This window comes from Streptomyces sp. B8-7 (assembly GCF_058833805.1).
Genome location: NZ_JBYRRL010000002.1, coordinates 1,128,124 through 1,149,822, shown reverse-complemented (window position 1 = coordinate 1,149,822; position 21,699 = coordinate 1,128,124). Strand labels below are relative to the sequence as shown.

The following is a 21,699-nucleotide window of genomic DNA, read 5'->3' as shown; positions in this document are numbered from 1 at the left end:
CGCCTGGGCCCCGGTCCGGGCGGTCCTGCGTCCGGCCTGCCGCCCGCCGCGCTCGGCAGGCCGGGCGGAGTCCACCACGGGCCGGCAGCGCCCCGAAGGGACACGGGGACAGGCGCGGCCGGCCGGGACGGCGCTGCGGTGGACCGGCGTTCCCGCCGCGGCGCGCGCGGCGGAGCGCACGGGCGGGTGCACACGGCGGCGTGCACGGAAGACGCGGGAGACGCGGGAGACGCGGGAGACGCATGGCGCCGGACGCGGGGGCCGCGTAGCGTTCGGCGCGGGCGGTGGGGACGGTGCCGCCCTGCGGGCACGGCGGTGTGAGGGCGATCGTGAGACTGACCATTCTGGGCGGCGGGGGCTTCCGCGTGCCGCTGGTGTACGGCGCGCTCCTCGACGACCGAGCCGAGGGCGGGGTCACCGACGTCACCCTGTACGACCTCGACGCCGGGCGGCTGGCGGCGATCGCACGGGTGCTGGCGGAGCAGGCCGGCGCCCGTCCGGACGCGCCGCGGGTGTCGGTGACGACGGACCTGGACGAGGCCCTGCGCGGAGCCGACTTCGTCTTCTCGGCGATCCGGGTGGGCGGGCTGCGGGGCCGGGCGGTGGACGAGCGGGTGGCGCTCGCGGAGGGGGTGCTCGGGCAGGAGACGGTCGGGGCGGGCGGCCTCGCCTACGGGCTGCGCACCCTGCCCGTCGTGGACCACATCGCCCGGCGGATGGCCCTGCTCGCACCCGACGCGTGGTGCATCAACTTCACCAACCCGGCCGGGCTGATCACCGAGGCCATGTCCCGGCGCCTGGGCGACCGCGTGATCGGGATCTGCGACTCCCCCGTCGGGCTCGGCCGCCGGGTGGCCCGCGCGCTCGGCGCCGCCCGGCCGGAGGAGGCCGAGCCGGACTACGCCGGGCTGAACCATCTGGGCTGGCTGCGCGGCCTGAGGATCGACGGCCGCGACGAGCTCCCCCGGCTGCTCGCCGACCGTGACCTGCTGACCGGATTCGAGGAGGGCCGGCTGTTCGGCCCGGAGTGGATCCAGTCGCTGGGCGCGGTCCCCAACGAGTACCTGCACTACTACTACTTCAACCGCGAGGCGGTCCAGGCGTACCAGGCGGCCGAGCGCACCCGCGGCGCCTTCCTGCACGACCAGCAGGCCGGGTTCTACGAGCGGATGCGCGACCCGCACGCGCCGGCGCTGCGCACCTGGGACCGTACCCGGGCCGAGCGCGAGGCGACCTACATGGCGGAGAACCGGGAGGCGTCGGGCGCCGGGGAGCGCGACGCGGCCTCCCTGGCGGAGTCCGGCGGCTACGAGAAGGTCGCCCTGGCCCTGATGCGGGCCATCGCCCGCGGCGAGCGCACCACCTTGATCCTCGACGTCCGCAACCGGGGTGCCCTGCCCGTCCTCGACGACGACGCCGTGGTGGAGGTGCCCTGCACGGTGGGCGCGGACGGCGCCCGCCCCCTGACCGTGTCACCGCTGCCCGCCCACGCGGCGGGCCTGGTGTGCGCGGTCAAGGCGGTGGAGCGCGAGACGATGGCGGCCGCCGCGTCCGGGTCCCGTGCCACCGCCGTCAAGGCGTTCGCCCTGCACCCGCTGGTCGACTCGGTCCAAGTCGCCCGCCGGCTGGTCGACGCCTACCGGGCCGAACACGCCGGACTCGCCTATCTGACCTAGGGCGTGTTTCGAAAGTCCCGCCTGCCTGGCGGCGTCTGGCACGCACGCTCGCCGCGTTGTCGGGCTCGCCCCGATACATCCAGTATCGGGGCGACCCTCCGCCTTGCGATCGCACGCACCAGACGCCGCCAGACCTGCCCTTCGGGCAGACGACGCTACTTTCGAAACACACCCTAGGGCCGCGGCAGGCGCCCGCCACACGGTCCGGCGGCCGCCGGCCGCCGTTCCCCCTGCCCGACGGACGCCGCCGGTTCCACTCGCCCCGCCGCGGCTTCACCATGATCCTCGTCACGTCTTCCGGCCTGCCGCGCACGCCAGTTGACGTCAGCACACCGCGGCGCACCGGATATCTGCGCGTCAACTCGCCTTACAGGCAAGGGAATGCCCGAATCGCCCCCGAGCGCCGCAGTCGCGGCATACCTCGCCCTACACTCCAATTCCGCAGGCCTGACGTCTTACTGACGGATCATCACATGTTCCGCTTGGTGCTAGGATCACGGCGCGGTTGCGGAGTGCGGACAGATAGGCGCACCGCTGGTTCACCCCCGCATTGACGGACGTTCAACTATCCGATCCGTCAGTCGCCTGAAGAGAGTCTTATGACGTACATACAGAACCCACTGGTGTGGGCTCTCCTCGTCGCCACCCTCGTCGCGGTCGCCGCCCTTGTTCGCCAACGCAGAACGACGCGGTCCCTGCGCACGGACGCCGACGGGCTGAGGGCACATTACGCCGAGTTGGAGAACGACTACGCGAAGTCCGTCCAGGCAGCTCAGGAGCAGGCCGAAGAAGCGACCAGGACGGTGCTGAAGTCCGCGATGCGGACTCTTCAGGGTCTCGCCGCGGAGCAGCAGCTGGTCATCTCCGGGATGCAGAGCAAGTACGGCGAGTCGCCCATTCTGCACGACCTCCTGGAAATCGACCACACCAATTCGCAGTTCGGCCGGCGGGCGCAGTCGATCGCCGTTCTGTGCGACGGCTGGCTGGGCCGGCAGCGTGAAGTCGCGTCGGTATACGACGTCGTACGCAGCGCCCAGGGACGCGTCCGGCATTTCCGGCGGGTGGAAATTCTGTCGCAGGTCGACTTCGCCGTGACCAGCCGTGCCGTGGAACCGGTCGCGCTGGCGCTGGCGGAGCTCCTCGACAACGCCACGAGCTATTCCAGCCCGGACACGGTCGTCGAAATCAATATCCGTACGGTGCCCAAGGGCATCTGCATCGTGGTCGACGACGCGGGTGTCGGCATGAACGACGAGGAGCGCGCGAGGGCGACCCGGCTGCTGTCGACCGAGCGGGTCGCGGGCGTCTCCGCGCTCGGCAATCCGCCGCAGTTCGGCTTCGCGGTGGTCGGTGTGCTCGCCGAGCGGTTCGGATTCGAGGTGTCGGTGGACTCCAGCTCCCCCTACGGCGGCGTACGGGCCGTCCTGCTCCTCCCCCACGACCTGCTGACGAGCATGCCGGAGCAGCGCACCCCGGCGCCCGGCGTGCCCGGCGCACCCGCCGCCGGGCCGGGCCGCGGCGGCCCCGAGGCCTCGGGCGCCGTCTCCCCGACGGCCGACGGCCTGCCCCGGCGTCGCCGCAAGCGGCCGATGGCCATCGTGCCGGGCAGCACGTCCACGGGCCCCACCCCGGCCCGTTCAGGCGCGGAGACGGCAGCGATCATGGGGGCGTTCCAGCGGGGAACGCAGTCCGGTCGCTCCGAGGCCCCGGATCCGGCGGCCCCCGCGGATGAGACGAACCGCACCCCTGGTGCAGGCAATGAAGGACATGAGGTCTCGTGAACGACGATCTGGCATGGATGCTCGACAGTGCGCTGGAGATTCCGGGAGCCCTGCACGCGGTCCTGATCTCGGCCGACGGTCTGCTGATGGCCCGGACGAAGGACTTCGACAAGGACAACGCCGACCGGGTCGCCGCGGCGATGAGCGGCGTGCAGTCGCTCAGCCGCTCGCTGGGCTTCTTCTGCGAGGGCGACAACCAGCAGTGGCGGCAGACACTGGTGGAGTTCGACGGCGGCTGGGTGTTCCTGATATCCGCCGGCCAGGGCGCCTACCTCGGCGTCTCGGCCGCTCCTGACGTCGACATGGCCGACATCACCTTCCGGATGCAGCAACTGGTCGGCCAGCTGGGCAAGGTCCTCATGACGCCGCCCCGCGAGAACCTGGGCGCCTCGTCATGAGCGCCGCCGACGAGGGGGAGCGGGAGGCCGCGGAGCTGGTCAGGCCCTATGTGATCACCCGGGGCCGCGGTTTACCCGACGAGGCGCAACTGTCGCTGATCACCCTGGTCACCGCGGTCGAGGACACCCGGCAGCGGCCGACCCGGCTGTCGCCCGAGGAGCAGAGCCTGCTGGAGATCTGCTCGGCCGGCTACCTCTCGGTCGCCGAGGTCGCGGGGCACACCCGGCTCCCGCTGGGCGTCGTCAAGATCGTCCTGTCCGCACTCGTCGAAGGCGGCTACCTCGTCACCCGCCCGCCGGTGGAGCGGGCACCCGTCGCCGACCTGCGCATCCTTGAGGAGGTGCTGCATGGGCTCAGGGCCAAGTTTGGATGAGCGCGACTACGTCCGCGGCGGAGAGCACCAGACGGCCGTGAAGATCCTGGTCGTCGGGCACTTCGCGGTCGGCAAGACCACGTTCATCGGCTCCATCTCGGAGATCGTCCCGCTGACGACCGAGGAGACCATGACGCGGGCCGCCGAGGACGTCGACGACCTCAAGGGCGTCAACGGCAAGACCACCACCACGGTCGCCATGGACTTCGGCCGTCTCACCATCAGCGACCGGGTGGTGCTGTACCTGTTCGGCACGCCCGGCCAGCAGCGCTTCGTACAGATGTGGGAGGACATGGCGCGCGGCGCGCTCGGCGCGCTCGTGCTGGTCGACCCCGAGCGGCTCGCCGACTCCTTCCCGGTGATCGACCTGATCGAGCAGTACGGCCTCGACTACGCCATCGCCGTCAACCGCTTCGACCACACCCCGCTGCGGGACGAGCACGCCCTGCGCGAGGCGCTGGACCTGCTCGACGACACCCCGGTCGTCACCTGCGACGCCCGCGACGAGCAGTCGTCGGCCCAAGCACTGATCACCCTGGTCCGCTTTCTGCTGGACCGCCGCGCCACCTAGGAGCCTTCAGACATGGACGACCCTTCCTCCTCCCCCGTGCCCCCGCCCGGGTGCCCGGCGCACGGCTCCGGCGGCCGAGTCCCCCTGTACGGGCCGGAGTTCGCCACCGACCCGCAGGCCTACTACGCCTACCTGCGCCACTACGGGCCCACCGCACCGGTCGAGATCGCGCCCGGTGTGGAGGCGACCCTGGTCACCGACTACGCCACCGCCCTGCACCTGCTGCAGGACTCCGGGTCCTTCCGCAAGGACTCCCGGCGGTGGCGGGACCTGGTCGAGGGCCGGATCAGCCCCGACAGCCCGGTCCTGCCGGTGCTGGCGTACCGGCAGAACTGCATGTTCACCGACGGCGCCGAGCACCTGCGGCTGCGGCAGGCGGTCACCGACAGCATGGCCCGGGTCGACACCCGCAGGCTGAGCCAGAACACCGAGCGCGTCGCCGAGTACCTGATCGGCCAGTTCTCCGCACGCGGCTCGGTCGACCTGCTGGGCGACTACGCCAAGCAGCTGCCGCTGTTCGTCTTCAACGAACTCTTCGGCTGCCCGGCCGAGATCGGCGACCGGGTGCTGTTCGGCGCGACCGGCATGTTCGACGGGGTCAACGCCGAGAAGGCGGCCGAGGTGATGTTCGGTGCCATCGGCGAGCTCATCGCCCTCAAGCGGGCCCGGCCGGGCGAGGACGTCACGTCCTGGCTGATGCAGCACCAGTCGGCCCTCACCGACGAGGAGATGATGCACCAGCTGGCGCTGCTGCTGGTGGCCGGCAACGAGCCGCTGCGCAACCTGATCGGCAACACCCTGCACCGGCTCCTCACCCACGACGCGTACGCCCACCGCGGCGGTCTGATCGACGAGGCGATCGACGACACGCTGTGGGAGAACCCGCCGATGCAGAACCTCGCCGCGCACTATCCGGCCACCGACATGGAGTTCGCCGGCGAGAAGCTGCACGCCGGGGATCTCATGCTGGTCAGCTTCGCGGCCGCCAACACCGGCCCCGCCCTGACCGCCGCACGCACGGCCGGCAGCAACCGGGCCCATCTGGCGTGGAGCGCGGGACCGCACGCCTGCCCGTCCAAGGAGACCGCCCGGCAGATCACCGTCACCGCCGTCGAGCACCTGCTCAACCGGCTGCCGGACATCGAACTCGCCGTGCCCGAGGACAGCCTGACGTGGCGTCCGGGGCCGTTCAACCGGGGCCTCGCCGCGCTGCCCGCCCGGTTCACCCCCACCCGGCCCGTACGGCAGCCGGCCGCGCCGGGCCCGGCCGCCGCGGCCGACCGGACACCGCAGGCCGGGGCCGAGCGGCAGCCCGAACGCTCGGGCCTGTGGAGCTCGTTCCTCAACTGGCTGGCGAGGTGACGCTCGCAACACCCGTCCGTCCCGCACCGTCGCATGAAGCTCCGAGCGCCCGGGTACTGATCAACGCGTTTCCGTGACGGTTCCAGCCAAAGGACGGTCCGTGTACCGCATACCCACCCGCGCTTTGCACCACCGCCCCGAACCACCCGGGCGGCCGGCGCACCACGAGCGCGTGACAGGCCCGGACAGACACCCGGACAGACAGCGGACGATACCCGCCGCCAGCGGCGGGTATCTTCTTGCGTCCACCGCCCCGCCGGACGGGCGCGCCGCCCCGCCGGCAGCGTCCACCACCCCGCCGGGGGCGTCCGCCGCCCGGCGGGCCGCACACACCGCCGCGCCGGTCCCCGCCGGGCATCCCGCCGGCCGCCGGAGGCACCGGTGACCGGCGTCCGCAACACCCTGAAGGCTCCGGCCCTGGGCGAGTTCACGGCCCGTCAGCTGCTGCGGCTGTGCGAGACCGCCGGACTGCGGCCCGCCGACGCCGTCGGCTACGCACAGGTCCTCACCGACGCCCTCGGCCCCGTGGCCCGGCGGTCGCTGACCGAGCCGCCGCCGGACCGCAGCTTCCTCTCCGACGACCACACGCCGGTGGAGTACTCCCTGTCGTTCACCGCGGGCTCGGCACCCGAGCTGCGGGTGCTGCTGGAGCCCGGCTGCGGGGCGCCCAGCACGGCACTGAGCGGCCGCGCGGGCCTGGAGGCGGTACGCGGCATGGGGCGGCGCTGGGGCTTCAGCACCCGGCCGCTGGACGAACTGGCGGACCTCTTCCTGCCGGCCCGCGCCGAGGGCCCGCTCGCGCTGTGGTGCGCGCTGGAACTGCGCGCGGGCGGTGTCCCGAAGGTCAAGATCTACCTCAACCCGGCCGCGTCCGGGCCGGAACGGGCCGCGGCGACGGTGCGGGAGGCGCTGCGACGGCTCGGCCACCGCGACGCGTTCGCGGCACTGCCCGAGTCCGGCCGGCATCTGTTCTTCGCCCTGGACCTCGGCGACTGGGAGGTTCCCCGGGTCAAGGTCTACCTCGCCCACCAGGACCTGTCGGCCCGGGAGGCGGCCGGGCTGTCGCGGATGGCACCGGGCCCGGAGCGGGCGGAACTGGAGGAGTTCTTCCGCACCGCGGCGGGATGCGCGCCCGGCGAGGAGGTGCGGCTGGTCCGGCGGCCCGGCCAGACCTGCCACGTCCTCACCGACGCCGGGTCCGGCGCGCCCGACGGCTTCACCCTGTACGTCCCGGTGCGCGACTACGCCCGGCACGACGGGGAGTCCCTGGAACGCGCCGTCACCGTGCTGAACCGTTACGGCGCGGATCCCGGCCCGCTGCTGCGGGCGCTGCCCGCGGTCACCGGCCGGCGCCCCGAGGACGGCGTGGGCCTCATCGCGTATCTCGCGCTGGCCCACCAGCACGGCAGACCCCCGCGGGTGACGGTCTACCTGTCGTCGGAGGCGTACGCGGTGCGGCCTCCGCTCGCCGCGTCCGGCGTGCCCGGCCAGCGGACTCCACCCGGTTCCTGAACTGTCAGGAGCACGTCCACCAGGGTGCGGCGGGCGCCGCCCGCACCCTGCGTACCGGCCCGCGGGACGGCCCCGTCCGCGCTCGGCGGTCCTGAGCCGTCCGCCGTCGTCCTCGTCCGTCCCGAGGCCTCGCCGGCCGCCGCGGGCCGCCGCCCCTGGTGGGCCGTCCCCGACCGCCCTCAGTCGTCCGCGGCCAGTTGCCGCAGGTACGGCACCACGTCGACCTGGAGGGAGGCTCCCTCGCTCTGGCCGTACCGCTCGGCGACGACGCGGAGATGGGCGGCGATCTCTCCCCGCATCGCGTCGGCGGACGGCAGCGTCACCTCACCCGTCACGATGCGGGCGACCCAGTCGCTCTGCGCCTCCAGCAGCCGGGTGATGGTCCCCACCGGCCGGACCAGACCGACGTGGTAGAGGCCGGGCCGGGCGGGGTCGGCGACCCGCTTGTACAGCTCCACCGAGCCGTGCGACCCGGTCGGCCCGCCGGCCGGGAGGAAGGGGAAGGCCATGCGGTAGCCCGTGCAGTAGACGATCGCGTCCGCCTCCTCGGTGCTGCCGTCGGCGAAGCGGACCTCGTTCCCGGACAGCGACGCGATCGCCGTCCGGGGCGTCACCCCGCCGTGCCGGATCCGGCTGAGGATGTCGTCGGAGATGGTCACGGCCGAGGCGAACACCGGATGGTCGGGCTCGGGAAGGCCGTAGTCGGTCAGCCGGCCCCGCGCGACCAGCAGCGCCTGCTCCAGGAACCGCCGCTGCTCGGGCAGCGACATCCGGGTCCACCAGGGAGCGTGCGCGATGTGGTCCAGCGCCACCCCGTACAGCTGCTTCGGCAGGATGTGCAGGCCCCGGCGGACCGAGAGCACGGTGCGGGCCGCGTGCCGGGAGAGGTCGGCGGCGATGTCGACGGCCGACGCGCCGAGTCCCACCACGACCACCCGCTGCCCGTCGAAGTCCCGGCCGTCGTGGTAGTCGAGCGCGTGCAGGATCTTGCCGCCGAAGGAGTCCGCGCCGGGCGGCAGCGGGTCCGGCAGGCGCGGCAGCGTGTGATGCCCCGAGGCGACGACGACCTGCGTGAACGTCCGTGTCCGCGCGGTTCCCCCGGCGTCCCGGCTCACCACCGTCCACAGCCCGTCGGGCGCCTGACGCACCGACAGCACCTCGGTGTTCAGCTCCGTCGTCCGGTACAGCCCGGCCCACTCGGCGAACGACCTCAGATAGGCGGCCATCTCGCTGTGGCGGGGGTAGAGCGGGTACGACTCCGGCATCGGACGGGCGGCGTAACCGGTCAGGTCCTTGACGGAGTTGAGGTGCAGGGCCAGGTATCCCGGACCGCGCTCCCCCGCCTGCGGCTGGCGCCAGATGCCGCCCACGTCGGGCGCCTTCTCCAGGCAGACGTGGTCGATGCCCCGTACCGCGAGGGCGTGTGCGGCCGCCAGCCCCGACAAGCCCGCGCCGATCACACACACGCTCAAGAGGTCCCCCACAGGTGTCGATGGTCCGCAGGCAGGATCCCTGCCCGGCCGCCAGCACCCTCACACGGTGATCTGCGACACCGGCCGCCGGGGCCCGGGCACCGACGCGGTCCGCGCCGCGGGTCGCCGCGCCCGGACGCGCGGGGTCAGCTCGCGACGGGGGTCAGGTCGGCGGCCCCGAACGACACCGAGAAGCGCTCGCACCAGAGCACCGCGCTGCGGAACCGCGACAGGTCGGTGCCGGCCGGCACGGTGTAGTTCTGGTTGCCCAGGTTGCCCTTGAGCCGGCCGAGTTCGACCGCCCCGTCGCCGAGGCCCGACTCGACCGCGTCGGCGCCGCGGGGCGAGAGGTAGACCCGCACGTCCGGACCGTCGGAGGTGTCGAGGTCCTCCAGCCGCAGCAGCTGGCCGCCGTCGGCGAGCCGCACGGTGCGGGCCGTTCCCGTCGTGTCGTGCTCGTGCGTGACGAAGCTGCCCCGGGCGAGGTCCCCGGCGGGCGCGCCCTCCCGGGGGGAGGCGTCCGGCTGCGGGGACCGCTCGCCGGCCGGCCCGGCGGCGTCGGCCGTCGGGGCGGCCGCCGGGGCCGCGGCGGCCGGCAGCGCCTCGTCGACCCGGGTGTCGGTGAACGCCTTCCAGGGCTGGAAGAGATACAGCCCGAGGGCGACGGCGACCGCCGCCACCAGGGCGATCGGGACGGCGATACGGCGGGACACGCGGGACACCAGGGACCTCCTGCTCGACCGGACGGAGCGACCGTGCCGGCCGCCCCCTTCGAGAGACCAGCCAACACGGTCCCGCGCCCGGACGACAGCGCCGCCGCCGCTTCGTAAGACTCCGGTAACCAGCGGCGGGCCGGCGGCGCCGGGACGGCCTGCCCCGCTGCCGGCCCGTCCCGGGGCAGGCCGTCCCGGGGCAGGCCGTCCGGCCTGGGATGCTCCGCCACGGTCCGGCACGGACGGGCCCTTCCGGGCCGGCCGCCCGTCCCACCGGCCCGGCACGGACGGCCGGCCCGGCCCGGACCAACGGTCCGTACGCCCCGCCGGCCGGACCGGCCGGTAGGGTCCGGGGCATGAGCGTGCTGCGCGGCACCCGCGTCGTCCTGCGTCCCTCCGTCCCCGCGGACGTGCCGGACCTGGCGGCGATCCGGGCCACCCCCGAGGTGCGCGCCCGCTGGCGCGGCGGCCCGGACCTCGCGGCCGAGGTCGCGGAGGACCTGGCCGATCCCGCCACCCGGACCCTGACCGTCGAGGCCGGAGGGCGGATCGTCGGAATGATCCAGTGGTACGCGGAGGAGGAGCCCGACTACCGGCACGCCGGCATCGACCTGTTCCTCGACCCGGCCGTGCACGGCCGGGGCCTGGGCACCGACGCGGTCCGCACCCTGGCCCGCCATCTCGTGGACGACCGGGGCTACCACCGCCTGGTGATCGACCCGGCGGCCGACAACGCCCCGGCGATCCGCTGCTACACCAAGGTGGGCTTCCGGCCGGTCGGCGTGCTGCGCCAGTACGAGCGCGGCGCCGACGGGACCTGGCACGACGGCCTGCTCATGGACCTGCTGGCCGCGGAGCTGGTGCGCTGAGGGCCGCGCGGGCACGGCGCGGCCGCCGCACCCGCCCCGTATGGTCCGTACCAACCCCTTGCCGTTGTCGCCTCCGCCGCGCAAGCTCCCAGCATGGAGCTGGAGTTGCGCCATCTGAAGACCATCCGGACGATCGCCGAGGCGGGCAGCCTCACCAGGGCCGCATCGGTCCTCGGCCTCGCCCAGCCCGCACTCAGCGCGCAGTTGCGGCGGATCGAACGCGCGCTGGGCGGGGAGCTCTTCGAGCGCGGACGGCACGGGGTGCGGGCGACCGAGCTCGGTGAGCTGGTGCTGGAGCGCACCCGGATCGTGCTGCCGGCGGTGAGCGAACTCCAGCACGAGGCAGCCCAGTTCGTCCGGACGCGGCGCGAGAGCCGGCGGTTGCGCCTGGGCGGCACGCACGGCCCGCTGCTGGGCGGGCTGGTGGACCGGCTGGCGGACGCGGTACCGGACGCCACGGTGACCACGTGCGCGTCCTGGTCGGAGCGGGAGCTGGCGCGGCAGCTCGCCGAGGGGCGGCTGGACTTCGCCCTGGCCGGCACCTGCGGGTCGGCTCCCCCGCCGGGCGGGCCGCAGCTGGTGTGGCAGGAGATCGCGGTGGACCCGGTGTTCGTGATGCTCGCCGAGGGCCACCGGTCGGGCCGGGGCCGCGAGGAGCTCGAACTGGCCGAGCTGGCCGGCGAGGAGTGGGCGTGCGTGCCCGGCGACGGCTGCTTCGGGGACTGCTTCACCGCGGCCTGCACGCGGGCCGGGTTCGCCCCGCGCCGCATGTACGAGACGGACACCGCCTCGTGTGTCCACCTGGTGGAGGTGGGCCGGGCGGTGGGGCTGTGCCGGGCCACCTTCCCGCCGACGCCGGGCATCACCACCCGCCCGCTCGCGGGCACGCCCCTGCGCTGGCGGCACCTGCTGGGCTGGTGTCCGGCCACCCGGCGCCCGGAGCTGGCGGCGACGGTGCTGGCCCAGGCCCGCGCGGCACACGCGGGAGCGGCCGCACGCAGCGTCAGCTACGCCAACTGGCGTGCGGCGCACGGCGAGCACCTTCCATAACACCGGGGCAGGGGGTCGGCCGACGTCTTCTGCGGACGGTCGGGCGCTCCTTACGGTTTCGGCACTTCCCCACCCGAATCCGAGGAGACCTCCCCATGCTCCGACGACATGCCAGGGCCCTGTGCGCCGCCACCGCGGCGGCCGGTGCCCTGCTCGTGGCCGGGCTCAGCGGCACCGCGAGCGCGGGCGCCGGACCCGCCGCCGAGGTGCGGTCCGCGGCCGACACCCTGCGGACCGCGGACGCCCCGCCCGCCCTGCTCCGCGCCATGCAGCGCGACCTCGGCCTGGACCGCGCCCAGGCCGAGCGCCGGCTCGTCAACGAGGCCGAGGCCGGCGCCACCGCGGGCCGGCTGCGGGCCGCGCTCGGCGCGGACTTCGCCGGCGCCTGGGTGCGCGGCGCGGACTCCGCACGCCTGACCGTGGCGACGGCGGACGCCGCCGACGTGGCCGCCATCGAGGCGCAGGGCGCCGACGCCACCGTGGTGCGCCGCTCCCTGTCCGCCCTGGACGCGGCCAAGGCCCGCCTGGACCGCTACGCGGCCCGGCACAGCACCGCCGACACCCCCGTCTGGTACGTCGACGTGCGCACCAACGCGCTGGTGGTGCAGGCGGTGCGGGCCGACGCCGGCCGCCGGGTCCTCCGCGCCGCGGGCGTCGACGCCGCGCTCGCCCGGATCGACGTCTCGTCCCTGCGGCCGCGTCCGCTGTACGACCTGCGCGGCGGTGACGCGTACTACATCGGCAGCAGCAGCCGCTGCTCGATCGGCTTCCCGGTGACCCGCGGCACCCAGCAGGGCTTCGCCACGGCCGGCCACTGCGGCCGGGCGGGCAACACCACCAGCGGCTCCAACCGGGTCGCGCAGGGCACCTTCCAGGCGTCGGTGTTCCCGGGCAACGACATGGCGTGGGTGGCCACCAACGGCAACTGGACGGCGACGCCGAACGTCAACGGCTCCTCGGTCCAGGTCGCCGGGTCCGCCCAGGCCGCCGTGGGCTCCTCGGTGTGCCGCTCCGGTTCGACCACCGGCTGGCACTGCGGCACGATCCAGCAGCACAACACGAGCGTCACCTACCCGGAGGGCACGATCAGCGGTGTCACCCGGACGACGGTGTGCGCCGAGCCGGGCGACTCGGGCGGCTCCTACATCTCCGGCAGCCAGGCGCAGGGTGTCACCTCGGGCGGGTCGGGCAACTGCACGTCCGGCGGGACCACGTTCTTCCAGCCGGTCAACCCGATCCTCCAGTCGTACGGCCTGACCCTGAAGACCGCCGGCAGCGGCCCCGGCGACCCGGGCGACCCCGGTGACCCCGGTGACCCGGGCGGCACCTGGGCGGCCGGCACCGTCTACCGGGCGGGCGACACGGTGACGTACGGCGGGGCGACCTACCGCTGCATCCAGGGCCACCAGGCGCAGACGGGCTGGGAGCCGCCGATCGTGCCGGCGCTGTGGCAGCGCCTGTGAGCTGACCCCACTAGGGCGGCCGGGCACCCGTGGTGCCCGGCCGCCCCGCCGCGTGCCGCACCCGCCGGGCCCCTCCCGCGGGTGTCCGCCCGCACCGCACCGGGACGCGGGCGGGCGCCCGTACGCGTCCCCGTGCGCGGGCGGTCAGTCCGTTCCGGACTCGATCGCCGCGCGGTCCAGGACCTCGTCCTCCTCGGAGACCTCGCCCCGGGAGGCGATCGCCTCGGCTCCGCCCTCCTGCATCGCGCCGATCAGACCGGTCGAAGCGGCCTGGGCGGCTCCGACGGCCGGGCCCGCGGTGCCGATCAGGCCGAGGCCCGCGTACTGCTCCAGCCGGGCCCGCGAGTCGGCGATGTCGAGGTTGCGCATGGTGAGCTGGCCGATGCGGTCGGACGGGCCGAACGCGGAGTCCTCGGTCCGCTCCATCGACAGCTTGTCGGGGTGGTAGCTGAAGGCCGGGCCGGCCGTGTCCAGGACCGAGTAGTCCTCGCCGCGCCGCAGCCGCAGCGTCACCTCACCCGTGACGCCCGCGCCGACCCAGCGCTGGAGCGACTCCCGGATCATCAGGGCCTGCGGGTCCAGCCAGCGGCCCTCGTACATCAGGCGGCCCAGGCGACGGCCCTCGCTGTGGTACGTGGCGAGGGTGTCCTCGTTGTGGATCGCGTTGACCAGGCGCTCGTAGGCGGCGTGCAGCAGGGCCATACCCGGGGCCTCGTAGATGCCGCGGCTCTTGGCCTCGATGATCCGGTTCTCGATCTGGTCGGACATGCCCAGTCCGTGCCGGCCGCCGACGGCGTTGGCCTCCAGGACGAGATCGACCGGGGTGGCGAACTCCTTGCCGTTGATCGTCACCGGCCGGCCCTGCTCGAAGCCGATCGTCACGTCCTCGGGGGCGATCTCGACCGACGGGTCCCAGAACCGCACGCCCATGATGGGCTGGACGGTCTCGACGCCGGTGTCCAGGTGCTCCAGGGTCTTGGCCTCGTGGGTGGCGCCCCAGATGTTGGCGTCGGTGGAGTAGGCCTTCTCCGGGCTGTCGCGGTAGGGCAGCTCGTGGGCGAGCAGCCACTGGGACATCTCCCTGCGGCCGCCCAGCTCGGTCACGAAGTCCGCGTCCAGCCACGGCTTGTAGATCCTGAGGTGCGGGTTGGCGAGCAGCCCGTAGCGGTAGAACCGCTCGATGTCGTTGCCCTTGTAGGTGGAGCCGTCGCCCCAGATCTGCACGTCGTCCTCCAGCATCGCCCGCACCAGCAGGGTGCCGGTGACGGCGCGGCCGAGCGGCGTGGTGTTGAAGTACGCGCGGCCGCCGGAGCGGATGTGGAACGCCCCGCAGGCCAGGGCGGCAAGGCCCTCCTCGACCAGCGCCGCACGGCAGTCGACCAGGCGTGCGATCTCGGCCCCGTAGGTCTTCGCGCGGCCCGGCACCGACGCGATGTCGGGCTCGTCGTACTGGCCGATGTCGGCGGTGTAGGTGCAGGGGACGGCACCCTTGTCGCGCATCCACGCGACGGCGACCGAGGTGTCGAGGCCGCCGGAGAAGGCGATACCGACGCGCTCGCCGGCCGGAAGGGAAGTGAGGACCTTGGACATAGGAAGAGTATGCATGGTTATGCATGATCATGCAAACCTCACGCAAACCTCTCGGAGGCCGCCGCGCGGGATCGGCCGCGGCTCCTTACGATCACAAAGTGGCGCACACGTTCGAAGAGCTGATCGAGAAGCAGCGCGCGGCCGACCAGGCGCAGGCGCGCGTGGAGAAGCTGCGCGACCGGTACGGACCGCCCGCGCAGCAGTCGTGGCCCGGTCATCAGACCGAGATCTACGAGACCGCCTGGCGTGCCTGGCGGGAGCTGGCCCGCGACGTCCAGCACGCCGTCACCGAGTACGCCAAGGAGCAGGGCACCGCCCGCAACCAGGTCGAGGGCGATGTGCAGCAGGCCGTACGCCGCTCGGAGCAGGGCGGTCCGACGGACTGAGGCCCGCCGCCCGGCGCCCCGGCACCGCACCCGGCCGGGGCGCCGCGGCTCACGGGCAGGCGTACGTCAGCCGGGTGCCCGCCGTGTGCCGGGCGGGCGTGAGGAGGTGCACTTCGGCACGGGCCTCGTAGCGGCCCCGGCCCTCGAAGGTCCACCGCAGCCGCAGCTCCGCCAGCCGCCTGCCGCGCTCCAGACGCTCGCGCAGCACAGGGGAGGACGTGCCGTCGCTGCGCACCCAGCGGTAGGTGAGGGTGCCCGGCCGGCCGTCGGTGGTGACGCGGGCGGTCACCAGCGCCGTCCGGCCACAGCCCAGCACCGCCGGTTCGGCGGTCACCGCCACCGCGCGCACCGCGACCTGCGGGCCGAGCCGCTGCCAGGCCAGGAACGCCAGCACGCACGCGAAGACCAGCACCGGCAGCGTGTACCGGCGCAGTCGGCGGCGCGGTGGGGCGGGTGGCGGGGCCGGGAGCGGCGGCGGGCGGTGGGTGCGGTGGGCGAGCACCGCGGTGACCCCGGGGCCGAACCGCAGCACCGTGCCCTCCCGCCGGTCCGGGCGGACCTCGCCGCCGTCCCCCGGCCCGGTCTCCCGCCGCGTCACAGCCGCGCCGTCCGGCGCGGCTTCCCGCAGCGTCACCGCGGGTCCGCCGGGCCCGGCGTCGGGGCGGGCCGGCGGCGTGCCGTCCGGCCCCTCGTCGCGGCGGGCCGGCACGGCCGGTTCCGGGCCGGTGTCCAGGAGCGTCGGCACGGCGCCGTCCGGGCCAGTGTCCAGGAGCGTCGGCACGGCGCCCTCCAGGCCGGTCTCCGGCCAGGCCGGCACGGCCGGTTCCGGGCCGGTGTCCAGGAGCGTCGGCACGGCGCCGTCCGGGCCGGTCTCCGGCCAGGCCGGCACGGCGTCCTCCGGGCCGGCGTCCGCCCCGCCTGGCCCGGGGTCGTCGTCCTCGGGCCCGGGGCGCTGGATCCAGTGGCTGGCCAGGACGGTGGCGCTGTACTCGGGGTCGTCGTACCCGCGGTCCTCGTGCGCGGGCCCGTCGGTCGTGGGACGGCCGGTCGTGGGACGGCCGGTCGCGGGGCCGTCCTGGGCCGGGCCGTCGGTCGCGGGGCCGTCGTCGGCGGCGGGCACGGCGTCCCGCGGCTCGGGCGCCCGGCCGGCGAGCCCGGCCGGGTCGGCGCGCTCGGCGGGGTTCTCCGGGGCGCTCACCGGAGGTCACACTGCCGGGTCAGCAGCTGCTGCGAGGCGGGCCCGCCGGCCGCGGCCGGATCGGTGGCGGCCTGCACGGCCCAGTAGCAGCCCTTCCCGGTGAAGGTGTGCTCGGCGGTCACCTTGTAGCTGGTGGCGCCGCTGCGGGTGAAGGTGTCACGGCCGCTGTCCGGGACTCCGGGACCGGCCGCGGCGCTCGTGGACCAGGACACGGTGACGGACACCGGACCGGTTCCGTCGGTGGTGACGGTGAAGGTGGCCGTCGCGGTGGCCGGGCCGGTCTGCCGGAACTCCGCCACCCGTACGTCCTTGACCGCCACGGGCCGCGGGGAGACCGGCGGCGGGGTCGTGACGGGCGACCCGGTGCCGCCGCCCGGCGGAGGTGTGGCACCGCTCGGCGGGGTCCCCTCGGCCGGGGTCGCCGGGTCCGTGGCCGGGTCCGGCGGGACGGCCGGGTCCGAGGGGGTGGCCGACGGCGTGTCCGGTGGGGCGGGCGGCTCGTCGGCGGACGCGCTCGGGGAGGCGGAGCCGCTCGCCGTGGCGGTGGGCGTGGCGGTCCCGGTCTCCGCCGCGGTCTCCGCCGCGGCGGGCGGCTCCGCCGTGCCCGGCCCGGTGCTCGTGGTCGCCAGCGCCTGGGCCGCCGCCTCACCCGGCCCCCCGCCCTGTGCGGACCGGACACCGAGGGCGAGCAGCACGGCGAGCACCACGAGCGCCCCCGACACGAGCAGGCCCGTACGGTCCGGCAGCCACGGGCGGAGCCCGCCGCGGACCGGTGCCGGGGCCAGGACCGTGCGCGCGGTGTCCACCGCGGTGCGCGGCGCCGGGCGCGCCGAGGGCAGCAGCAGGGGCAGCAGCGCCACGAGGGCGGCGAGCCGGCCCCGTCCCCGCTCCTCCCAGTCGGGCCCGTAGGCGGCGCCCGCGGCCGCCTCCAGCTCGCGGACGAAGTCCTCGGCGGTCGCCGGACGCCCGGCCGGCTCCTTGGCCAGGCCGCGCCGGACCAGACCCCGGACCGGCTCGGGCACCTCCTCGGCCGGGATCGGCGCGTCCGTGTGCCGCACCGCCAGTTCGGCGAGGTTGTCGCCCGCATAGGGCTTGCGGCGGGTCAGACACTCGAAGAACGTGGCGGTGGCCGCGTACACGTCGGCCGCCGGAGAGGCCGGGGCGCCGGTCCACTGCTCCGGGGCCATGTAGGAGGGCGTGCCCGCGATGCCCGCGCTGATGCCGGAGTCCACCGCGATGCCGAAGTCGACCAGGCGGGAGACACCGTCCGGGGTGACGAGCACGTTCTCGGGCTTGTAGTCGCGGTGCACCACGCCGAGCCGGTGGGCGTCGGCCAGGCCCAGCAGGGAGCCCTTGAGGACGGTGAGCGCGGCCTCCGGTCCGAGCGGACCCCGACGGGCCAGCAGGGCGCGCAGCGAGACCCCCTCGACCAGCTCCATCACGATGGCGGCGCCGTCGGGGCTCTCCACGTACTCGTACAGGCCGGCCACGTGCGGGCTGTCGAGTCCGCCGAGCAGGCGCGCCTCGGCGCGGAAGTCGCGCACGAAGCCGGGCCGGGTGCGCAGCGAGTCGCTGAGGTACTTCACCGCCACCGGCAGGCCGCTGTCGCGGTGCACGGCCATCACGACCCGCCCGCTCGCCCCCGACCCGAGTTCCTGCGACTCGGCGTATCCGGGCACCGTCCACACACTCATCTCCGACCCCCCAGGCCGTGACCGCGGCCACCGCATAGGTTCCTGTACGGCGGGCACGCGTTCTGAGACACATTTTCGGCCATCGCGGTTGCGGTGGACAGGGTCCGTTCAGGCGTGTGTCAGGAATGGTGCCAGTGGGCCGGGTCACATGGCGTCGGGGCGGTGGGGCCGACACCATGGGCTCCTCACCGGCAGGCTGAAGGGATCGAGAATGTTCCGCAAGGTGCTGGTCGCCAACCGTGGCGAGATCGCGATTCGCGCGTTCCGCGCCGGCTACGAGCTGGGGGCGCGGACGGTTGCCGTCTTCCCGCACGAGGACCGCAACTCGCTGCACCGGTTGAAGGCCGACGAGGCCTACGAGATCGGCGAACCGGGGCACCCGGTGCGGGCGTACCTCTCGGTGGAGGAGATCGTCGGCGCCGCCCGGCGCGCAGGCGCCGACGCCGTGTACCCGGGCTACGGCTTCCTCTCCGAGAACCCCGAGCTGGCGCGGGCGTGCCGGGAGGCGGGCATCGCCTTCGTCGGGCCGGACGCGGAGATCCTGGAGCTGACGGGCAACAAGGCGAGGGCGGTGGCTGCGGCGCGGGCGGCCGGAGTGCCGGTGCTGGGTTCGTCGGCGCCCTCCACGGACGTCGACGAGTTGGTGCGTGCGGCCGGGGAGATCGGCTTCCCGGTGTTCGTGAAGGCCGTCGCGGGCGGCGGCGGGCGCGGCATGCGCCGGGTGGAGCAGCCGGACCAGCTGCGCGAGGCGGTCGAGGCGGCGTCGCGGGAGGCGGCCTCCGCGTTCGGTGACGCGACGGTGTTCCTGGAGAAGGCGGTCGTCGACCCCCGGCACATCGAGGTGCAGATCCTCGCGGACGGGAACGGCGACGTCATCCACCTGTTCGAGCGCGACTGCTCGGTGCAGCGGCGCCACCAGAAGGTGATCGAGCTGGCGCCCGCACCCGGCCTCGACCCGGAGCTCAGGGACCGGATCTGCGCGGACGCGGTGCGGTTCGCGCGGCAGATCGGCTACCGCAACGCGGGCACGGTGGAGTTCCTCGTGGACCCGGACGGCAGGCACGTCTTCATCGAGATGAACCCGCGGATCCAGGTCGAGCACACGGTGACCGAGGAGGTCACGGACGTCGACCTGGTGCAGGCGCAGCTGCGGATCGCCGCCGGGGAGACCCTGGCCGACCTCGGTCTCGCGCAGGAGAACATCACCCTGCGCGGTGCGGCCCTGCAGTGCCGGATCACCACCGAGGACCCGGCGAACGGCTTCCGCCCCGACACCGGCCGGATCAGCGCCTACCGCTCCCCCGGCGGCTCCGGCATCCGGCTGGACGGCGGGACGACGCACGCCGGTTCGGAGATCAGCGCGCACTTCGACTCGATGCTGGTGAAGCTCTCCTGCCGGGGCCGGGACTTCACCACGGCCGTGAACCGGGCGCGGCGGGCGGTGGCCGAGTTCCGTATCCGCGGCGTGGCCACGAACATCCCGTTCCTGCAGGCGGTGCTGGACGACCCGGACTTCCAGGCGGGCCGGGTCACCACCTCGTTCATCGAGCAGCGCCCGCACCTGCTGACCTCGCGGCACTCCGCGGACCGCGGCACCAAGCTGCTGACCTATCTGGCGGACGTGACGGTGAACAAGCCGCACGGTGAGCGGCCCGTGCTGGCCGACCCGGCGGGCAAGCTGCCGCCGCTGCCCGCGGGCGAGCCGCCGGCCGGTTCCCGGCAGCGGCTGGCCGAGCTGGGCCCGCAGGGCTTCGCGAGCTGGCTGCGCGACTCGCCCTCTCTCGGCGTCACCGACACCACGTTCCGCGACGCGCACCAGTCGCTGCTGGCGACCCGGGTGCGCACCAGGGACATGCTGACGGTGGCCCCGGTGGTGGCGCGTACGCTGCCGCAGCTGCTGTCGCTGGAGTGCTGGGGCGGTGCGACGTACGACGTGGCGCTGCGGTTCCTCGCGGAGGACCCGTGGGAGCGGCTGGCCGCGCTGCGCGAGGCGGTGCCGAACATCTGCCTGCAGATGCTGCTGCGCGGCCGCAACACCGTCGGCTACACGCCGTATCCGACGGAGGTGACCGACGCGTTCGTCCGGGAGGCCGCCGCCACCGGCATCGACATCTTCCGCATCTTCGACGCGCTCAACGACGTGGACCAGATGCGCCCCGCGATCGACGCCGTGCGGGAGACCGGCACGGCGGTCGCGGAGGTGGCGCTGTGCTACACCGCGGACCTGTCGGACCCGGCCGAGCGGCTGTACACGCTGGACTACTACCTGCGGCTGGCGGAGCGGATCGTCGAGGCGGGCGCGCACGTGCTGGCCGTGAAGGACATGGCGGGGCTGCTGCGCGCGCCGGCCGCGGCGACGCTGGTGTCGGCGCTGCGCCGGGAGTTCGGGCTGCCGGTGCACGTGCACACGCACGACACCGCGGGCGGGCAGCTGGCCACCTATCTGGCGGCGGTGCGGGCGGGCGCGGACGCGGTGGACGGGGCGGTGGCGTCGCTGGCGGGCACCACCTCGCAGCCGTCGCTGTCGTCGATCGTGGCCGCGACGGACCACTCCGAGCGGACGACCGGCCTGGACCTGGCCGCGGTGTGCGACCTGGAGCCGTACTGGGAGAGCGTCCGGCACGTCTACGCGCCGTTCGAGGCGGGCCTGTCGGCGCCGACCGGCCGCGTCTACCACCACGAGATCCCCGGCGGGCAGCTGTCCAACCTGCGCACGCAGGCGGTCGCGCTGGGGCTGGGCGACCGGTTCGAGCAGATCGAGGCGATGTACGCGGCCGCCGACCGGATGCTGGGCCGTCTGGTGAAGGTCACGCCGTCGTCGAAGGTGGTGGGCGACCTGGCGCTGCACCTGGTGGGTGCCGGGGTGGACCCGGCGGACTTCGAGGCGGAGCCGTCCCGGTTCGACATCCCGGACTCGGTGGTGGGCTTCCTCCGCGGTGAGCTGGGCACCCCGCCCGGCGGCTGGCCCGAGCCGTTCCGCAGCAGGGCGCTGCGGGGCCGCGCGGAGGCCGGGCCGGCGACGGAGCTGGGCGCGGAGGACCGCGAGGGGCTGGAGAAGGAGCCGCGGGCGACGCTGAACCGGCTGCTCTTCCCGGGCCCGACGCGGGAGTTCGACACGCACCGGCAGGCGTTCGGCGACACCAGCGTGCTCGACAGCAAGGACTACTTCTACGGGCTGCGGCCGGGCCAGGAGTACGCCATCGACCTGGAGCCCGGTGTGCGGCTGCTGATCGAGCTGCAGGCCGTCGGCGAGGCCGACGAGCGCGGGATGCGCACGGTGATGTCCACGCTGAACGGCCAGTTGCGCCCGATCCAGGTCCGCGACCGGGCCGCCGCCTCCGACGTCCCCGTGACGGAGAAGGCCGACCGGGGCAACCCGGGGCATGTCCCGGCGCCGTTCGCGGGGGTGGTGACGGTCGTGGTCGGCGAGGGCGACGAGGTGGCGGCGGGGGCCACGCTGGCCACCATCGAGGCGATGAAGATGGAGGCGTCCATCACCGCGCCCCGGGCGGGCCGGGTGACCCGGCTCGCGGTGAACCGGGTGCAGCAGGTGGAGGGCGGCGACCTGCTGGTGGAGATCGGCTGAGGTG

At 74.5% G+C, this 21,699-nt stretch carries 17 protein-coding genes; 12 read left to right on the top strand and 5 right to left on the bottom strand.

Going from position 1 to position 21,699, the window contains the following annotated elements:
• Window positions 1-329 precede the first annotated feature (329 nt).
• From AC5K6T_RS13615 to AC5K6T_RS13585, 7 genes are all read left to right on the top strand, one after another.
• On the top strand, window positions 330-1,676 hold the full coding sequence (locus tag AC5K6T_RS13615) for a 6-phospho-beta-glucosidase (RefSeq protein WP_493208765.1): 1,347 nt from the start codon (window positions 330-332) through the stop codon (window positions 1,674-1,676).
• A gap of 599 nt (window positions 1,677-2,275) precedes the next feature.
• Window positions 2,276-3,457 carry an ATP-binding protein gene (locus AC5K6T_RS13610; protein WP_493208764.1) on the top strand — a complete coding sequence of 394 codons (1,182 nt, stop codon included), beginning with the start codon at window positions 2,276-2,278 and terminating at the stop codon, window positions 3,455-3,457.
• A complete protein-coding gene (locus AC5K6T_RS13605) occupies window positions 3,454-3,855 on the top strand; it encodes a roadblock/LC7 domain-containing protein (RefSeq protein ID WP_493208763.1) in 402 nt (133 codons plus the stop codon). The genes AC5K6T_RS13610 and AC5K6T_RS13605 overlap by 4 nt, the downstream gene beginning before the upstream one ends.
• Entirely contained in the window at window positions 3,852-4,229 is a 378-nt protein-coding gene (locus AC5K6T_RS13600; protein WP_493208762.1) for a DUF742 domain-containing protein, read from the top strand. The genes AC5K6T_RS13605 and AC5K6T_RS13600 overlap by 4 nt, the downstream gene beginning before the upstream one ends.
• Window positions 4,204-4,800 (top strand): GTP-binding protein, encoded by a 597-nt coding sequence (locus AC5K6T_RS13595; protein WP_493208761.1) that lies wholly within the window; start codon window positions 4,204-4,206, stop codon window positions 4,798-4,800. The genes AC5K6T_RS13600 and AC5K6T_RS13595 overlap by 26 nt, the downstream gene beginning before the upstream one ends.
• Window positions 4,801-4,812: 12 nt before the next feature.
• Entirely contained in the window at window positions 4,813-6,162 is a 1,350-nt protein-coding gene (locus AC5K6T_RS13590; RefSeq protein WP_493208760.1) for a cytochrome P450, read from the top strand.
• Window positions 6,163-6,543: 381 nt separating this feature from the next.
• Window positions 6,544-7,674, top strand: a complete 1,131-nt coding sequence (locus AC5K6T_RS13585) for a tryptophan dimethylallyltransferase family protein (RefSeq protein WP_493208759.1) — start codon at window positions 6,544-6,546, stop codon at window positions 7,672-7,674.
• 179 nt (window positions 7,675-7,853) lie between these two features.
• On the opposite strand, the gene AC5K6T_RS13580 is transcribed toward AC5K6T_RS13585, so the two are convergent.
• Both AC5K6T_RS13580 and AC5K6T_RS13575 read right to left on the bottom strand, forming a co-directional pair.
• The gene (locus AC5K6T_RS13580; RefSeq protein WP_493208758.1) at window positions 7,854-9,158 is read right to left on the bottom strand and encodes a flavin-containing monooxygenase; all 1,305 of its coding nucleotides are present in this window, start codon (window positions 9,156-9,158) and stop codon (window positions 7,854-7,856) included.
• 134 nt (window positions 9,159-9,292) lie between these two features.
• Complete coding sequence (locus AC5K6T_RS13575; protein ID WP_493208757.1) at window positions 9,293-9,868, bottom strand: DM13 domain-containing protein; 576 nt, start codon at window positions 9,866-9,868, stop codon at window positions 9,293-9,295.
• Between the two features lie 347 nt (window positions 9,869-10,215).
• Here AC5K6T_RS13575 and AC5K6T_RS13570 point away from each other — a divergent pair, with 347 nt between their 5' ends.
• The 3 genes from AC5K6T_RS13570 (at window position 10,216) to AC5K6T_RS13560 (ending at window position 13,241) form a co-directional block, all read left to right on the top strand.
• Entirely contained in the window at window positions 10,216-10,728 is a 513-nt protein-coding gene (locus AC5K6T_RS13570) for a GNAT family N-acetyltransferase (protein WP_493208756.1), read from the top strand.
• Window positions 10,729-10,821: 93 nt separating this feature from the next.
• A complete protein-coding gene (locus AC5K6T_RS13565; RefSeq protein ID WP_493208755.1) occupies window positions 10,822-11,778 on the top strand; it encodes a LysR family transcriptional regulator in 957 nt (318 codons plus the stop codon).
• A gap of 95 nt (window positions 11,779-11,873) precedes the next feature.
• Window positions 11,874-13,241, top strand: coding sequence for a carbohydrate-binding protein (locus AC5K6T_RS13560; RefSeq protein ID WP_493208754.1), 1,368 nt, complete (start codon window positions 11,874-11,876; stop codon window positions 13,239-13,241).
• Between the two features lie 144 nt (window positions 13,242-13,385).
• On the opposite strand, the gene argG is transcribed toward AC5K6T_RS13560, so the two are convergent.
• Window positions 13,386-14,831, bottom strand: coding sequence for an argininosuccinate synthase (gene argG / locus AC5K6T_RS13555; protein ID WP_493209348.1), 1,446 nt, complete (start codon window positions 14,829-14,831; stop codon window positions 13,386-13,388).
• A gap of 98 nt (window positions 14,832-14,929) precedes the next feature.
• Between argG and AC5K6T_RS13550 the strand changes: the two genes are divergently transcribed.
• Window positions 14,930-15,217: a hypothetical protein gene (locus AC5K6T_RS13550; protein WP_493208753.1), complete on the top strand. Its 288-nt coding sequence runs from the start codon at window positions 14,930-14,932 to the stop codon at window positions 15,215-15,217.
• Between the two features lie 49 nt (window positions 15,218-15,266).
• Here the strand turns inward: AC5K6T_RS13550 and AC5K6T_RS13545 are convergent, their stop codons facing one another.
• Window positions 15,267-16,415, bottom strand: coding sequence for a hypothetical protein (locus AC5K6T_RS13545; protein WP_493208752.1), 1,149 nt, complete (start codon window positions 16,413-16,415; stop codon window positions 15,267-15,269).
• Window positions 16,412-18,109, bottom strand: a complete 1,698-nt coding sequence (locus tag AC5K6T_RS13540) for a serine/threonine-protein kinase (protein WP_493208751.1) — start codon at window positions 18,107-18,109, stop codon at window positions 16,412-16,414. The genes AC5K6T_RS13545 and AC5K6T_RS13540 overlap by 4 nt, the downstream gene beginning before the upstream one ends.
• A gap of 211 nt (window positions 18,110-18,320) precedes the next feature.
• On the opposite strand from AC5K6T_RS13540, the gene AC5K6T_RS13535 reads away from it, so the two are divergent.
• Window positions 18,321-21,695 (top strand): pyruvate carboxylase, encoded by a 3,375-nt coding sequence (locus AC5K6T_RS13535; RefSeq protein ID WP_493208750.1) that lies wholly within the window; start codon window positions 18,321-18,323, stop codon window positions 21,693-21,695.
• Window positions 21,696-21,699: the final 4 nt, after the last annotated feature.

What these genes read in the sequence shown, in the direction of transcription:
- AC5K6T_RS13610 (WP_493208764.1), top strand. Translation starts at nt 2,276, where the DNA reads ATGACGTACATACAGAACCCACTGGTGTGGGCTCTCCTCGTCGCCACC.
- AC5K6T_RS13600 (WP_493208762.1), top strand. Translation starts at nt 3,852, where the DNA reads ATGAGCGCCGCCGACGAGGGGGAGCGGGAGGCCGCGGAGCTGGTCAGG.
- AC5K6T_RS13595 (WP_493208761.1), top strand. Translation starts at nt 4,204, where the DNA reads ATGGGCTCAGGGCCAAGTTTGGATGAGCGCGACTACGTCCGCGGCGGA.
- AC5K6T_RS13590 (WP_493208760.1), top strand. Translation starts at nt 4,813, where the DNA reads ATGGACGACCCTTCCTCCTCCCCCGTGCCCCCGCCCGGGTGCCCGGCG.
- AC5K6T_RS13570 (WP_493208756.1), top strand. Translation starts at nt 10,216, where the DNA reads ATGAGCGTGCTGCGCGGCACCCGCGTCGTCCTGCGTCCCTCCGTCCCC.
- AC5K6T_RS13565 (WP_493208755.1), top strand. Translation starts at nt 10,822, where the DNA reads ATGGAGCTGGAGTTGCGCCATCTGAAGACCATCCGGACGATCGCCGAG.
- AC5K6T_RS13560 (WP_493208754.1), top strand. Translation starts at nt 11,874, where the DNA reads ATGCTCCGACGACATGCCAGGGCCCTGTGCGCCGCCACCGCGGCGGCC.
- argG (WP_493209348.1), bottom strand. Translation starts at nt 14,831, where the DNA reads ATGTCCAAGGTCCTCACTTCCCTTCCGGCCGGCGAGCGCGTCGGTATC.
- AC5K6T_RS13540 (WP_493208751.1), bottom strand. Translation starts at nt 18,109, where the DNA reads ATGAGTGTGTGGACGGTGCCCGGATACGCCGAGTCGCAGGAACTCGGG.
- AC5K6T_RS13535 (WP_493208750.1), top strand. Translation starts at nt 18,321, where the DNA reads ATGTTCCGCAAGGTGCTGGTCGCCAACCGTGGCGAGATCGCGATTCGC.